General features: G+C 68.6%; 11 protein-coding genes. 1 reads left to right on the top strand and 10 read right to left on the bottom strand.

Annotated elements, in window-relative coordinates; translation table 11 throughout:
• Positions 1 to 16: 16 nt before the first annotated feature.
• From ACFTZC_RS13690 to ACFTZC_RS13645, 10 genes are all read right to left on the bottom strand, one after another.
• Positions 17 to 1,612, bottom strand: coding sequence for a tryptophan halogenase family protein (locus tag ACFTZC_RS13690; protein ID WP_382889104.1), 1,596 nt, complete (start codon positions 1,610 to 1,612; stop codon positions 17 to 19).
• A 165-nt stretch (positions 1,613 to 1,777) separates the two neighbouring features.
• Positions 1,778 to 3,184 (bottom strand): FAD-binding oxidoreductase, encoded by a 1,407-nt coding sequence (locus tag ACFTZC_RS13685; protein WP_382889102.1) that lies wholly within the window; start codon positions 3,182 to 3,184, stop codon positions 1,778 to 1,780.
• Between the two features lie 110 nt (positions 3,185 to 3,294).
• Positions 3,295 to 3,975: a hypothetical protein gene (locus ACFTZC_RS13680; protein ID WP_382889100.1), complete on the bottom strand. Its 681-nt coding sequence runs from the start codon at positions 3,973 to 3,975 to the stop codon at positions 3,295 to 3,297.
• 32 nt (positions 3,976 to 4,007) lie between these two features.
• Positions 4,008 to 4,784: an SDR family oxidoreductase gene (locus ACFTZC_RS13675; protein ID WP_382889098.1), complete on the bottom strand. Its 777-nt coding sequence runs from the start codon at positions 4,782 to 4,784 to the stop codon at positions 4,008 to 4,010.
• Positions 4,781 to 5,482, bottom strand: coding sequence for a DUF6875 domain-containing protein (locus ACFTZC_RS13670; protein ID WP_382889096.1), 702 nt, complete (start codon positions 5,480 to 5,482; stop codon positions 4,781 to 4,783). Before ACFTZC_RS13670 ends, ACFTZC_RS13675 begins: the two co-directional genes overlap by 4 nt.
• A gap of 18 nt (positions 5,483 to 5,500) precedes the next feature.
• The gene (locus tag ACFTZC_RS13665) at positions 5,501 to 6,694 is read right to left on the bottom strand and encodes a cytochrome P450 (RefSeq protein WP_382889094.1); all 1,194 of its coding nucleotides are present in this window, start codon (positions 6,692 to 6,694) and stop codon (positions 5,501 to 5,503) included.
• A 5-nt stretch (positions 6,695 to 6,699) separates the two neighbouring features.
• Positions 6,700 to 7,161, bottom strand: coding sequence for a PPC domain-containing DNA-binding protein (locus ACFTZC_RS13660; protein WP_365812853.1), 462 nt, complete (start codon positions 7,159 to 7,161; stop codon positions 6,700 to 6,702).
• A 98-nt stretch (positions 7,162 to 7,259) separates the two neighbouring features.
• Entirely contained in the window at positions 7,260 to 9,077 is a 1,818-nt protein-coding gene (asnB, locus tag ACFTZC_RS13655; protein WP_382889092.1) for an asparagine synthase (glutamine-hydrolyzing), read from the bottom strand.
• 1,022 nt (positions 9,078 to 10,099) lie between these two features.
• Positions 10,100 to 10,762 carry a response regulator gene (locus ACFTZC_RS13650; RefSeq protein ID WP_382889090.1) on the bottom strand — a complete coding sequence of 221 codons (663 nt, stop codon included), beginning with the start codon at positions 10,760 to 10,762 and terminating at the stop codon, positions 10,100 to 10,102.
• A 205-nt stretch (positions 10,763 to 10,967) separates the two neighbouring features.
• On the bottom strand, positions 10,968 to 12,686 hold the full coding sequence (locus ACFTZC_RS13645; protein WP_382889088.1) for a sensor histidine kinase: 1,719 nt from the start codon (positions 12,684 to 12,686) through the stop codon (positions 10,968 to 10,970).
• 261 nt (positions 12,687 to 12,947) lie between these two features.
• Here ACFTZC_RS13645 and ACFTZC_RS13640 point away from each other — a divergent pair, with 261 nt between their 5' ends.
• Positions 12,948 to 13,547: a hypothetical protein gene (locus ACFTZC_RS13640; RefSeq protein ID WP_382889086.1), complete on the top strand. Its 600-nt coding sequence runs from the start codon at positions 12,948 to 12,950 to the stop codon at positions 13,545 to 13,547.
• Positions 13,548 to 13,624: the final 77 nt, after the last annotated feature.

Genomic DNA, 13,624 nt, shown 5'->3' with positions numbered 1-13,624 from the left:
CCGCCCGCCGCACCCGTCACGACGCACCGTGCAACTGACGCAGCAGGTCATAGGTCGACGGCAGCGACTCGACCAGGGTCTGCTGCTTGCGCTTGATGTCGGCGAACAGCAGCTCCGCCTCCGCGGTCGACTGCGGCTTGTAGGCGAGCGCGGGCAGCGGGGTGCGCGGCATCAGGCCGAGGCCGGTGAAGATGCAGTAGTAGCTGCCGTTGGTCCAGAAGTTCCGGAACTCGGCCTCGAAGTTGCCGTAGTAGGTCCCCTCGTCGGTGACCGGCAGGTTGACCGGCAGCCCGGCCCGGTACGTCTCGACCTTGTCCTTGATGGAGTCGGCCAGCTTCAGTTCCTTGTTCGCCTGCCAGAACGGCGTGTCGACGCGCGGCGAGAAGTAGTAGTGCGCCTGGAGGAAGTCCCGGGTGTCGTCGAACATCTCCTCGATCTCCCGGTTGAACCGGTCGACGAGCACCTTGTCGAAGGTCTTGTCGGGGAAGTGCTTGGCCAGCATGTGGATGGCCGCGTAGATGAAGTAGATGCCGGTGGACTCCAGCGGCTCCACGAAGCACGACGCGAGGCCGACGCTGACGCAGTTGCGCACCCAGGCCCTGCGGTTGCGGCCGACCCGGAAGCGGACGTGGTTGAACTCGGTGTTGTCCGGGTCGAGGCCCCACAGCTTCGAGAAGGCCAGGGTGGCCTCGTCCTGGGTGGCGAAGTGGTTGGAGTAGACGTGACCGCTGCCGAACCGGCCCAGCATGGGGATCTTCCAGGTCCAGCCGGCCTCCATGGCGATCGAGGAGGTGTACGGCTCGACACCGTTCTTCTCGTCGTCGTGCGGCACGGCCGTGGCGACCGCGCTGTTGCACAGGAGGTGGTCGCTCATGTCGATGAACGGCTCCTCCATGGCCTTGTTGATCAGCAGCCCGCGGAAGCCGGAGCAGTCGACGAAGAGGTCACCGTGCAGGAGCCGACCCGACTTGGTGCGCAGGGCGGTGATGAAGCCCCGCTCGTCGGTGAGGACCTCGGTCATCTCGTCCTCGACGTGCTCGACCGCCTGCTTGGTGACGGCGAAGTTGCGCAGGAACGCGGCGACCTTGCTGGCGTCGAAGTGCCAGGCGTAGTTGGTCGCCCGCTGCCCGTCGAGGAAGCGGGGCGCCTTCTTGGCGTTCATGATCGCGGTGTCGGCGAAACACGCCTCGTCGTAGGTGTCGTCGGTCTCGCCCCGGAGCCGCTTGGCCGCCCAGTAGTGGGACAGCGGTATCTGGTCGGCGGACTTCAGCAGGCCGAAGGGGTGGTGGAAGGTGTCGGTGTGACCGTTGTCGAGCGTCCGCGGCACCGGACTGCCCTCACCCGGTGTGCGCCAGTTGATGAACTTCACCGCCATCTTGTAACTGGCGTTGCACTCGCGCATCCACTCCTCCTCGGGGATGCCGAGGTAGTCGAAGAACGCACGCTGGAGGTTGGGAACGGTGGCTTCGCCCACACCGATCCGCGGGATGGTGGGTGCCTCCAGGACCACGATCTTCACCGTGTTCTGCAGCGCCTTGCCGAGATACGCCGCAGCCATCCAGCCGGCGGTGCCGCCGCCCAGGATCACGACTGTCTTGATTCGATTGTCCACGTTGTTCTCCTTCAGAGATTCGAGCAAAGTGGGCTTTTCGGTGGTCCGGGCACGCCGCTTCTGCCTCTTGAGGGAGGCGGGTGTGGAGAAGGGCGAGTTCTTGGGGCCCGCAGGCGCCTCGGTGAGCCCCGCGGGCGCCTCGGTGGGCGCCCGCGGGTGCCGGCGTCAGGCGGAGAGAAGTCCGCGGGCGCGCAGGTCTTCGACGACCTTGTCGGTCAGGCCCGCGGCGCGGGCCTCGGGCAGGGTGAGGGATCCCGGGATGCTCTGTTCGAAGGCGAAGACGTTGTCGGGGTCGTACCGCCGCTTCACGTCCATCAGCCGCGGGAGGCTCTCCCCGTAGTAGGCGTGCGGCCAGTTCTCCAGATCGCGGTCCGGACTGTTGACGTAAGCTCCGCCCGTCATGAAGGCGTCCATCTCCGCACGGACGCCGGACAGCCAGCCGAGGTGTTCCCGGTCGTGTTCCGCCCCCTGCCAGTGGCCGAGGTACTCGACGCAGATGGACGCGTCGCGGTGGGCGAACGCCGAGCTGTCCGGCGACACACTGCCGAGCACCTCGCCGCCGAGTCCGTAGAGCCCCGTCTTGACCCCGGTCGGCGCGTCCTTGTGCCAGCGCTCCAGGGTCCTCAGCGCGTCGGAGTCGAGCGGTCCCGCCGACAGCGCGGGCACGAACTTGGCCCGTATGGAGGGGACTTGCTCACTGAACGTCCCGACACACTCCATGTAGGGCATGGTGCGTACGAAGGACTCGCGCGGCGGGAACTTCTCGACCAGCGGCTGGAGGATCGACTTCAGCTCGTCGGCCGAGCCCTCGAACAGGCCGACCGTCATGACCGTACCGACCGTGCTGGAGAAGACGTTGAACCGCGCGTTGACCCGCGAGTCCGCCGCGAGGAGCCAGTGCTGCCAGGCGTCGAGCACCGCCATGCCGCCCTGCCAGTCCCACTCCAGCTTGAAGATGGTCACGTCGGAGATGGGCCGCATCTCGAAGGTGTACGAGGTCGCGATCCCGTAGTTGCCGCCGCCGCCTCCCTTGCAGGCCCAGAAGAGATCCGGGTGGTGGTCCGCGTCGACCTGGAGCTTCTCCCCGTGCGCGTCGACCACGGTGAGGCCCACCAGGTTGTCGATGAGCAGGCCCCGCGAGCGGACGAGCATCCCGATGCCGCCGCCGAGCACATGCCCGCCGATCCTGATGTCCGGGCAGACCCCGGCGGGGATGGTGCCGCCCACGGACCAGAGGTTCGCGTACACCTCGCCGAGCATGACACCGGGGCTGATGACGGCCCGGGTCCGGTCGTTGTTCACGGCGATCGAGCCGAGCTTCGACAGGTCGATGATGATGCCGTCGTCGACCGTGCAGAAACCCTCACTGTTGTGACCGCCGGAGCGGATACGGAACGGGACCTCGTTGTCCCGCGCGTATCCCAGCGCCGCCGCCGCCTCCGCTTCGTCGCGCGGGTACATGATGGCGCGGGGCCGGCAGTCGAAGCGGTTGTTCCAGATGCGTCGGGCCCGTTCGTAGTCCGGGTCGGCCGGCGAGACCACCGTGCCGGCGTTCCGGGGATACCTGTCCATTCGTCGTCCTCCACCTTCGGACAGCCTGGGAGTTCTGGTGCGTCACAGCACCTGGCACGTCACGGCATGCGTCACGTCACGGCACTCGTCACGTCACAGCGCCTGGCACGTCACTCGGAGCCGACGTGGCCGTGTGCGAAGTGCCTGACGGTGACCTTCCTGGCCCGCCCCGACGGATCGTCGAGGGCGGGCGGACGCCACGCGGCGTACGTGTGGGTGATGCCGCCGCCCCGGCTCTCCAGGTAGCAGATGATGTTGAGCGGCCAGCCCGCGTTGCGGAAGAGGTACTCGTCCATCCGGCTGGGGTTCTCGCTCAGGTTCTCCGTGCCCCGTTCGTGCGCGGGCCCGATGCGGTGCCAGTCCGGGTGCATATGGACCGATCCGAGCATCTCCAGGCCGGCGTTCTCGAACTCCCGCACAATCTTGAGGAGTTCACGCGAGTCGCACCAGAACCCGCGCTCCCCGTCGTCGTACTGCTTGCCGAACTGGGGGACGATGTTCTCCTTGAACTCCTCCAGGGGGACGGACTCGACGGCCCGGACGTTGGTGGCGAAGGCGACCTGCTTCACGATCATCGCGTCGTCCTCGAACACACCGCCCAGCAGCCCGAAGCTGTTGGGCCGGTGCAGCCGCGAACCGGCCGCCTTCACCGACGCCAGACCGAGGCTGTACTGGTCTATCGCGTCCTCGACGAAGGGTGCGAAGGTCTCGGTGTCGATGACCACCACGTCGATGTTCTCCAGGAATCCACCGGGGTCGCTCTCGCCCAGCGGGACCGTGCTGTCCAGCATTGTGGTGCTCCTCTCCGGGAATGACGGGGACGTCACACGATTCCGCCGTTGGCGTGCAGCACCTGCCCGTTGATCCAGCCGCCCTGCTCGCCGAGCAGGAAGTCCACCACCGCCGCGATGTCGTCCGGCCGGCCGATCCTGCCCAGCGGGATCTGTTTGGCCAGCGCCTCGATCGCCTCCGGCGGCCGGCCGCTGAGGAACAGTTCGGTGCCGGTGGGTCCCGGGGCGATCGCGTTGACCGTGATGTCCCGGCCGGCCAGTTCCTTGGCCAGCTGCCGTGTCAGCACCTCGACGGCGGCCTTGGAGGCGTTGTAGACCGCCTGGCCGGGCGCCCCCAGGGCCAGGGCGGAGCTGGAGAAGGTGATGATCCGTCCGCCCGTACGGACGCGGGTCGCCGCCGCCCGCAGCATGTGGAAGGTCCCGCGGAAGTTGACGTCCACGACCCGGCGGAAGTCGTCGTCGTCGGTGCCCGCGAGGGGGCCGCGCCGCGCGGCGTGGGCCCCCGCACAGGTGACAACGATGTCCACCCCGCCGAAGGCCTGTTCCGCCTCGTCGAAGAGGCGCGTGGCACCGTCCGGTTCCGCGATGTCGGCGAGCACGGCCCTCGCCTGTCCGGCCCCGGTTCCGGGACCGTCGCCGACTCCGGTTCCGGAGATCTCCCCCACCAGCTTCTCGGCGGCCACGGTGTCATGGGCGAAGCCGATGACCACCTCCAGGCCGGCGGCCGCGAGGTGACGGGAGATCTCCGCCCCGATGCCGCGGCTGCCGCCGGCCACGATCGCCACCTTGCGTGGCGTGGCGGCCGTCACTGCTCCGACTCCGCACGGACGCGCAGCTCACCGATGGCCGCCCGGCCCTTCTCCGACCAGCGGGACTCCTCCGCGTCCTCGAACCGCTGCCCGTACGACTCCAGGAACTTGATGCGGTCGGGCACGGGATCGTCGACCCGGTTCAGGAACGGCAGGTCCGAGTCGACCATGTGCCGGATGGCCAGCAGCGGAATCGGACTGCGCAGCGGCCGGAACCCCGGGTTGTGGAGCCCGCCCTGTTCGCTGCGCGGATGGAACTTCCCGATCATGAGACCGGAGGCGACGAACTCCGCCTTCAGCCTGCGGTGTGTTTCGTCCACCACCTCGGCCGCGTCCTCCTCGCTCACATCGGGGAGGATCACCATGATCGCCTTGTCGATGGCCTCCTGGCCCGACCGGGGTTCCATGTCGAGGATGGTCTGCCGGTACGAGGCGATGATCCCGTCGATCTCGGCCTCGGTGCGGTTCGCCGTGCGCAGGACGACGAACGAGACCCGGTTCATGGCCAGGGCACGCGGGATGAAGGGACAGACCGAACCGCCCCGCCCGAGATCGGGATGCGGGTTCGAAAGGAACTCCGTACACCAGTCGGCGATGGTCCGGATGAACGGCAGATCCTCCGCCATACGGGCCAGGTCCTCCGGGCGGTAGAGCACGGGACTCCCACCCGGCGTCGAACTCTTCTCTGCGGTACTCATATCGACCTCACCTCCTGTTCACCAGGTAATCGGGAGCTCCGCGATGGCATGCGTCATCATGTCCGGCTTCCAGACGATCTCCTCGGCGGGCACCGCCAGCCGCAGATCCGGGAAGGTGCGCACGATCACGTCGTACGCCTCCTGGAGCTGCACCCGCGCGAGATACGCGCCGATGCAGTAATGCGCGCCCTTGCCGAAAGCCATGTGCGCGTTGTCCACCCGGTGGATGTCGAACCGGTCGGGGTCCGCGAACTTCTTCGTGTCGCGGTGCGCCGAGGAGATGAGCGGCATGACCCCCTCGCCCCGCCGGATCTGACCGGACGGCAGATCGACGTCCTGCGTCGCGACCCGGAGGAAGCCCACATCGGCGGGGAAGTCGTGCCGGAGCACCTCCTCGACCGCGGCGGGCACCAGCGAGGGGTCCGCCACGAGCTGCGCGTACTGATCGGGGTGGCGCAGCAGCGTGAAGATCCCGCGCCCGATCGAGGTCATGGTCGTCTCGTGCCCGGCGAGCAGCAGGGAGCGGGCGGTGTCGCACAGCTCCGCCTCGCTCAGCCGGTCGCCGTCCTCCGTCGCCTGGATCATGGCGTCGAGGAGATCCGTTCCCGGTTCCCTGCGGTGCTGCTCGATGAGATCGACCAGGTACGCGAAGAACTCCTCGCGCCCCGTGACACGCTCGTCCGCCATGTCGGGCGTGATGCTCATGGCCACGTACGACCAGTGGCGGAACTGGGCGAGATCGCTGTCGGCGACCCCGAGCACCCCCGCGATCACCCGCATGGGCAGCGGTTCGGCGAGGCCGGCCATCAGGTCGACGGGGCCCGGGGCGGCGGCCACCATGTCGTCGACGAGTTCCTGGACGATCTCCCGGATGCGCGGCCGCAGCTTCTCGATGTTCCGCACGGTGAACGCGCGGCTGAGGAGGCGGCGGACCCGGGTGTGCCGCGGCGGGTCCATGTTGATGAGCGTGTCGCGGTCGTCGGACATGTCCGCGCCGGACTGCAGCCGGGGACATCCGGGCTTGCTCAGGTCGCGGCTGAACCGCGGGTCGGTCAGGACGGCCTCGACGTCCTCGAAGCGCACCGCGAGCCGTACGGCGTCACCGCTGGGCAGGGTGACCTGCCCGAGGGGATCGGACTCACGCCGCCAGGTGCAGCTCTGCGGGACCGCGCCGAGCGGCTCTTCGGGAAAGGGAAAGAATTCAGCGGACATGGCTCTCAGCTTTCGAAGGTGAGCAGGGGCACGTCGTACAGCTCGGTCTTCACCGGACGACGCATGTGCGGGGAGGCGACCTCGACGATCAGCATCTCGGTCAGGTACTGGACCGTGGCCGATATCAGATGACTGGAGTAGGCGAGGGCCGACTGCTGCTTCAGTCCGACCGTGACATGCACGTGGGGCACGACGATGTCCCGGTCGGGGTCGTAGGAGAAGGTGCCGCTGCCGACGGCCTCGACCTTCTCCAGGTATACGGGGAGGCGGACGGGGGCTTCCGGGTCCTCGACCCGGTCGCACGTTCCCGCGATCTCGGTCTCGGCGAAAGCCGCGAGGAACATCGGGATGTAACCCTGCCGGACATCGTTTTCCTTGCAGAAGTCGGCCAGCGTCTGGAAGAAGTCCTCCTTGTGGTCGAAATTGAGTCCGAAGGACCTTCCGATCGTGAGCTCGCTGCTGCGCATGCTGAAACCACTCCCGTCGTACGTGTGGGCAGGGAAAATGCGGAGGAAAGGCAGAGAGAGAAGCGGGGCGGGAAGAAGAGTCCGGTGTGCGCGTGGCGTCAGACGTCGACGCGCAGCGCCTGCGACTCCAGCCAGGAGTTCAGGTCGAGCACCATCTCCAGGCTGATGCGCGTCACCGTGGACGCGGTGTCCTCGGCCGGCGACTTGAGCAGGGTCCGTACGGCCTCGCCGTCCAGCAGTGGCAGTACGGGGGCGGTCCCGTCCGCGATCAGGTCGCTGAGCGTGCCGCGCAGCGCCTTCCCGTACGCGGGGTCCTGGGTGGCGGGATACGGGCTCTTGCGCCGCTCCAGGATCGACGCCGGTACGAGGTCGGAGACCGCGGCACGCAGCAGGCTCTTCTCGCGCCCGTCGAAGGTCTTGAAGGCCCAGGGCGTGTTGAAGACGTACTCCACCAGCCGGTGGTCGCAGAACGGCACCCGGACCTCCAGGCCGTGCGCCATGCTCAGCCGGTCCTTGCGGTCGAGCAGCATGTTCACGAAGCGGGTGAGGTGGAGGTAGGAGACCTCCCTCATCCGGCGTTCGCGGGCGCTGACCATCGGCAGGTACGGCACCTCGGCCAGCGCGTCGCTGTACCGGTCGCGCTCGTACGCGAGGACGTCGAGCTGTTTGCGCAGCTCGGGGTCGAAGAGGTCCTCGGGCCGCTGCTTCTGCATCATGAAGACGAGCCAGGGGAAGGTGCCGGAATCCACCGCCTTCGGCAGGTGGAACCAGGCGTACCCGCCGAACACCTCGTCCGCGGACTCCCCGGACAGCGCGACGGTCGAGCGTCCCTGGATCGCGCGGAACAGCATGTACAGCGAGGTGTTCATGTCCCCGCTGAACTGGGGGTATTCCCAGGCGTCCATCACACTGGCGCGCAGCCGTGGATCGGTGAGCTCGGTGGTGTCGAGTGTGATGTCGGTGTGATCGGGACGCAGGTGTGCCACCGCGTCGCGTACGAAGGGCCCGTCGGCGCTGCCGCGCATCTCGTCGGGCTGGAAGTGGTCGGCGTAGCCGGCGAAGTCGACGGCGAACGACCGGGTGTCCCCGTGTTTCAGGGCCAGGGCGGTGAGCGCGCTCGAATCGAGGCCGCCCGACAGCAGGCTGCACAGCGGGACGTCCGAGACGAGCTGCCGCTCGACGATGTCCTCCAGGAGCTCGCGCACCGTACGGACCGTCGTGTCCAGGTCGTCGGTGTGTTCCTGGGCGGTGAGCCGCCAGTACTGCCGCTTGGTCAAGCCCTGGCGCCGTACCTTCACCACTTGTCCCGCGCGCACTTCGTGCATGCCCTTGTAGAGGGAGAGCCCGGGCGTCTGCGTGATGGTGAAGATCTCCCGCAGTCCGTCGGCGTCCACGGCCCGGTCGGCCTGCGGATGGGCGAGGATGGCCTTCGGCTCGGATCCGAAGAGCACACCGCCGCCGGGGAGCGGGTAGTAGAAGAGCGGCTTGACGCCCATCCTGTCGCGGATGAGCAGGAGTTCCTCGCGCCGGACGTCCCACAGCGCGAAGGCGTAGATCCCGTTGAGCTTGTCGGCGAGGTCCTCGCCCCACTCCAGGTAGCCGCGCAGGACGACCTCGGTGTCGCTGTGGGTGCGGAAGCGGTGTCCTCTCGCCTCCAACTGAGCCCTTAATTCACGGAAGTTGTAGACTTCGCCGCTGTAGGTGAGGACAGCCACGTCGTCCGCGGCCATCGGCTGGCGGCCGCCCTCGACATCGATGACCGCCAGCCGGCGGTGGCCGAGCGCCGCATGGGGAGAAAGCCAGATACCGGTGTCGTCCGGCCCTCGTAACGCCATGGTGTCCGTCATGGCCAGCACTGTGGACCGCTCTCTGGTCAGGTCGCGGTTGAAATCTACCCAGCCTGCGATACCGCACATAATGGCTTCCCATTCTCGGTTCGATCGCTTCGACCCCGACCCCACCGGTACGCCAGGCCCCGGTCCCGGCAAATCGGCATGCCAAGGCCGTCTGTGAGAAAGGGGCGCACGTCGGTAGGATCGGAACGCGGGACAACGCGGGACTACGGATTCAGGGTCTCTACGGAGTGGTCTGTGCCGGGGTCAGCAGAGGTCAGCAGTAAGGGCCAGATTGAAACAATTACCCGATGACGCGCCGGAAAGGGCGGCGGGTTGAATTCGACGGAAGGGGTGCTCGATGACAGTGGGCCTGCAGATCCGATGTCTTTCAGAGGTATGTGGTCGCGCATCCCTGGGGTGGATGCGGATATTCGCTCTGTGCAAGCGGCCGGCGAGAGCAAACACCGGCCGAGGTGCTTGGTGACGGTCCATCACATGAATACGGTCAAGCACTGCGTCGGGGCCAGATCCTGCCATGGCCCCTTCTCGCGGTCCAGACCGGCTTCTTAGCGCCTGTACATTCCAGCCTCACCGCATGACGAACCGGCCATGAGCCACTGCCCGTTCGGCCACGGTCAGGCCATTCCGAAGCCTTGTCCGGGCCACCGACGGTCCATTGGACACGGAGCGCCGGCTGCGTCGGCGACCACCCGCAGAAACGTTCCTGCTACCGGCCCGCACCGCTCCGGAGCCCTGGCACACGGCTTCGCGCCGAGGCCGGGCGCGGTGTGAGGATCGGTCGGCCCTCGCGGCCATCCGGGCTCGTCCCGGATGGCTGAATAGAGCTCATTTCATACGCCGTTAATACTCCGAGAGGCTTTCCACGCGACGGAAAAAGTGCTCCGGAAACACTCGGTGGCGATTCGGCGTCTTTCACGCGAACTGCACCTTTGACCAGTTTGTTTGCCCTTGAGGACAGCCGGTGTGCCCCCGGATGTCTTGATGGACACAACAGCCGGGAACGCGCCAGGAATTCCGTCCGCGGAGGGCAGGAAGCAGCCACCGCGACCGGACGGCGCCGGCGCGGTATCAGCGCCTGAAGGTCACACCCCGTCCGGGTGCATTCCGGCGTCCCGGGCGAGCAGCGCCGCCTGTACCCGGTTTTCGCAGCCGAGCTTGGTCAGGATGCGGCTGACGTAGGTCTTCACGGTGGCTTCGCTCATGTGCAGCCGCCTGCCCGCGTCGGCGTTGGAGAGGCCCTCGCCGAGCAGCGCGAGCACGTCGCGCTCCCGGGCCGACAGCCGGTCGACGCGCTGTCTGGCCGCGTCCGCGCGGGTGGTGGCGCCCGGGGAGACGAGGGCGTCCACCACGTGCCGGGTTGCCGCAGGCGAGAGATAGGCGTTCCCGGCCGCCGCCGCCCGCACCGCGTGGATCAGCTCGTCCGGCGCGGAGTCCTTGAGCAGGAAGCCGGCGCCGCCGTGGCCGAGCGCGCGCAGCACGTTGTCCCGCTCGCCGAAGGTGGTGAGGATCAGCACCCGCACGTCCGGCGCGGCGCGGCGCAGCTCGGTGAGGGCCGCCAGCCCGTCCATCACCGGCATCTGGATGTCCAGCAGGGCCACGTCCACGGCGGTGCCCCGGGCGGTCTCCACCGCCTCCCGGCCGTCCCCCGCCTCGGCGACGACGTCGATGTCGTCGGCCGAGGTGAGGATCATCCTGATGCCGGCCCGGATGAGCGGCTCGTCGTCGGCGACGAGGACCCGGATCACACAGCCTCCTGCGCGGTGTCGGTCATGGAGCGAATGGCGTGGCCCCGCCATCATGCCCTGACCCGATCGAGTACGCCGCACCGAGGTCCGGCGACTCACCCGCCGTACGACGCACGGAGGTTGAGCGGCACCGGCCGTACGTCATACGAAGATCCGGCGACACCCCCGTACGTCACGCGGAGCCCGGGCGCCGCCGCGCGCCGGGTCACGTCGCCTGGTAGGTGTCCTTCGCGATCAGCTTCCCGTCACGGAAGCAGAACCGGAAGACGGTCAGGCTGTCGAGGCTCTCGTCCTCGTCGGAGGCGAAGTGGCGGCAGGTCGCGCCCTCGGGCGCGGCAGGCCCCTGTTCGTCGAGATCCGAGGTCAACCACGAGTCCCCGTCGGGCAGTTTCTTCTGTACGTCCGTCTCGGCGTCGCCCACCTTCACCGACTCGTACACACTCGGTGATATCTCGGCCCGCTTCATCTCCTTCATCACCTCGTTCGTCCCCCATATCCCTATGGCGACGATGCCCCCGACCAGGACGACGGCGACAGCGGCGCAGCCGATGGCCACATTCTTCTTGTTGGTCATGGTGGTGGTGAACTCCGTTGGCGGATCGATGCGGTTGATGACCGCTCCACCGTCGCCCGCCGCGCCCCTCCTCAGCTGCCCCCCAAAGTCGCTCCCGGGGCCGACGGAAGTCGCGCCGTCCGGGCCGGGCCCCGGCTCGCCGCCCCCGGTGCCGTACGGCAGCATGCCGGCGATACGGAACCCACCGTCCGCGGTGGGACCGGTGTGCACCATGCCGCCGACGAGCCCGGCCCGTTCCCGCAGGCCCTTCAGTCCCTGGCCGCCGCTGACCACGGCCGGCCCCGGCGCCGCCCCGGCCGGTACGGGCCCGTTGGCGACCTCCACCACCAGGCTGTCCGGCTCGTAGCGCAGGGCCAGGCTGATCGGGGCGCCCGGCGCGTGCTTGTGGGCGTTGGTCAGGCCTTCCTGGGCGATGCGGTACGCCGCGTGCTCGACGGCGGGCATCAGCGGCCGGCGGACACCGGACCGGTGCAGTTCCACGGCCGCGCCCGCGGCCCGGGAGGACTCGACCAGACCGTCGACGGAGGCGGCCGGGTGGGGACCGTCCCGGCCGTCCGTCCCCTCGCGGTCGTCGCGGAGGATCCCGACGGCCTCGCGCAGCTCCCCCATCGCGGTGACGGAGGCCTCCCGCAGGATCCGTACTCCGTCCCGCTGGCGGTCGGTCAGCTCCGGATCGACTTGCAGGGCGCCCGAGTGCACTGATATCAGGGCGAGTTGGTGGCCGAGGCTGTCGTGCATGTCCCTGGCTATCCGGTGGCGCTCCAACAGGCGCGCCTCCCGTGCCACCATCGCCTGCTCCCGTACGAGCTGGGCGTTGTTGCTCCGCAGCGCACCGAGCAGCGCGCGGCGCTGGGCGCGGTAGCGGGCGGCCAGCCCCGGCACGATCGCCAGCGCCAGAAACACCGCCGCGCCCAGCGCGCCCGTGGTGACCGGCGACACGAAAGAGCCGGCGCTGATCTCGTCGCGGGCGGTCAGCACCGTATGGGCCACGAGCGCGGCGGTGTACGCGGCGGCCACCCGCCAGGGTTTCACGATGCGGCTGCCCGCCGACCAGCTCGCGTAGACCAGCAGCGGAATCGCCGCGAACAGCGCCCCCGCCGCCGCGGCGGAGAGGACCAGCACCGTCGACGGCAGGGCGCGCCGGGCCAGCGACAGCAGGGCGACGCCCGCGACGACGGCGAAGGTCCGGGCACCGAACCCGGAGCCCACGGCGTCGAACAATCCCGCGATCCCGGCGAGGGCGACGGTGAGCACGGCCTCCCCGGCGATCCGGTAACGGCCCCAGGGCGACGCGGCGGCGAGCCGGGTCAGGAGCGGCCGGGCGGTGCGAGGGGTGTCTGCTTCTTCCACGGACCGACGATAGGCAACGGGCGGGAGCGCCCGCATCATCCCCCCGTCGTACGGGCGAACGACGAAAGTTGACAACTCTTCCCAGGGCGGCGGCTGTTCGAGGCCCCGATGCCGTCGCCTTCGGTCGTTCCGGACCGCGACTTCCGGGAACTGCGCCGGGCCGGCCGCCACGGTGACGATGGACCGGTCGCGCCGGAGATCCGGCAGGCGGTACGCGGCCGAGCCGTCCGTACGAGAAGAAGACAACGGGAGACGTCACACATGAACAGCACACACGTACAGGCACACGAGCGGTTCGCCATCCGGCAGAAGATGACCCTCAGGACCAAGGAGTACGTGGTGACCGCGGTCCGGCCGGACGGCTCCGAGGGCGAGGTGGTCGCCTTCGCCCACCAGAAGCGGCTGACGCTCAGCGAACAGATGACCTTCTACACCGACGAGTCGAAGAAGCACGTCCTGTGCACCTTCGAGGCCCGCGAGACCCTCGACCCCGAAGCCGGGTACGACGTACGGGACGCGGTGGGCCAGCCCATCGGGTCCTTCGGCAACGAGGCCCTCGCCTCCCTCCTCCGCTCCACCTGGACCATGCGTCAGCCGGGCACGATCAGTCTCACCGGGCGGGAGCGCAACCGGGTGGTGGCCGGGGTGCGCCGGATCTGGGAGTGGCTGCCGTTCACGGATTTCGTTCCCTTCCTCTGGCCGTACCACTTCGACTTCACCGAGGGCGACAAGCGGCTGATGGCGGTCGACAAGAAGTTCGGGCTGCGGGACCGGTACGTCCTCGACATCCTCGCCCCGGACCTCGACCGCCGCCTCGCCATCGCACAGGCGGTGGCGCTGGACGCGCTGGAGGAGCGCTGACGGCTCCCACCGCCCGACCCGGGACCGGGACCCGCTCCCCGCGGACCGAGCGCTCGGTAAGGCTGTCACACCTGGCA

It is taken from the genome of Streptomyces sp. NPDC056987, from assembly GCF_042673865.1.
Classification (GTDB): domain Bacteria; phylum Actinomycetota; class Actinomycetes; order Streptomycetales; family Streptomycetaceae; genus Streptomyces.
The sequence above is the reverse complement of the archived record's forward strand: the minus strand, read 5'-3'. Positions and strand labels throughout refer to the sequence as shown.